This is a genomic window from Pseudoalteromonas maris (genome assembly GCF_049257235.1).
In the GTDB taxonomy this organism is placed as follows: domain Bacteria; phylum Pseudomonadota; class Gammaproteobacteria; order Enterobacterales; family Alteromonadaceae; genus Pseudoalteromonas.
The window spans coordinates 1-1,078 of the sequence record NZ_JBMMUF010000023.1 but is presented as its reverse complement, the minus strand read 5'-3'; the positions used below and the strand labels follow the sequence as shown (position 1 = coordinate 1,078).

The 1,078-nt window shown below is 46.4% G+C and carries 1 protein-coding gene; it reads right to left on the bottom strand.

What is annotated here, in order from left to right:
* Window positions 1–1,044, bottom strand: a protein-coding gene (locus tag AAEU32_RS15800; protein ID WP_421971492.1) for an IS3 family transposase whose coding sequence is annotated in 2 segments (ribosomal slippage) — window positions 1–795 and window positions 795–1,044 — 1,045 coding nt annotated over the 2 segments. Because the reading frame shifts where the segments join, the coding sequence is not laid out codon by codon here. This gene is flagged as partial in the annotation.
* Window positions 1,045–1,078: the final 34 nt, after the last annotated feature.

Below are 1,078 nucleotides of genomic sequence, written 5' to 3'. Positions count from 1 at the left end.
CCAGACTTTCATGGGTTCGTTCTTCGTTATAATCCAATCGCCAGAACCAAGCCATATCTTGCACTTGGCTGAGATTCTCAAACAAGTAGGCATCAAGAAACTCTCTGCGGAATGAACCGTTAAAGCGTTCAACAAAGCCATTTTGCTGTGGCTTACCTGGTTGGATATATACCAGTTCAATATTATGGATCTCACACCAATCTGTTAGTGTCGCAGAGATAAGTTCTGGGCCATTGTCTACACGCAACTGCTTGGGCAATCCGCGCTCATCTTTTAACCGCTCCAACACGCGAACTACACGGCCAGCAGGCAACGAGGTATCCACTTCTATAGCGAGGCATTCTCGCGTTCCTTCGTCCACCACATTCAATGTTCTGAATCGTTTACCGCAATACAGTGTGTCATGCATAAAATCAAGCGCCCATTGGTGGTTGGCTAGCTCCTGCACCTCTAAGGGCTGAGCAATTCGCTTAGGTAGCACACGTTTAGTTCTTCGTTTTAGGTTCAACCCCATCTGACAATACACGCGATAAACGCGCTTATGGTTGAAGGGCAAACCTTTGAAGCGCATTCGGCCAAAACACTTCCAGAAGCCTGCTCGTGGCGACTTCTCTAGCACAGCATTGATAGCATCAATGACAGCAGCATCTGCTTTACGCCAGTCTCGTTCAGGGCGATAAAAGGTCGAACGGCCAATGCCAACAAACAGACAAGCCCTTACGATACTTAGCCCCGCACCAACCATTACGCTGACGCATTCTCGTTTATCCGCTGTCACCAACCCTTTTTTGCGAAAAGCTCCTTAATCGCATGATTTTCTAGGCTGACATCCGCAAACATCTTTTTAAGCTTGGCGTTTTCTTCTTCCAGCTCCTTCAACCGTTTGACGTCAGAAGCTTCCATCCCACCGTATTTGGACTTCCAGTTGTAATAGGTTGCACTACTGATACCGTGTTGACGGCACACTTCCTCAACTTTTCTACCTGCATCAACTTCTTTTAATACTGCGATGATCTGAGATTCTGTATAGCGTGATTTTTTCATAGTCGTCTCCTGCATTTATCATTACAGAAAACTC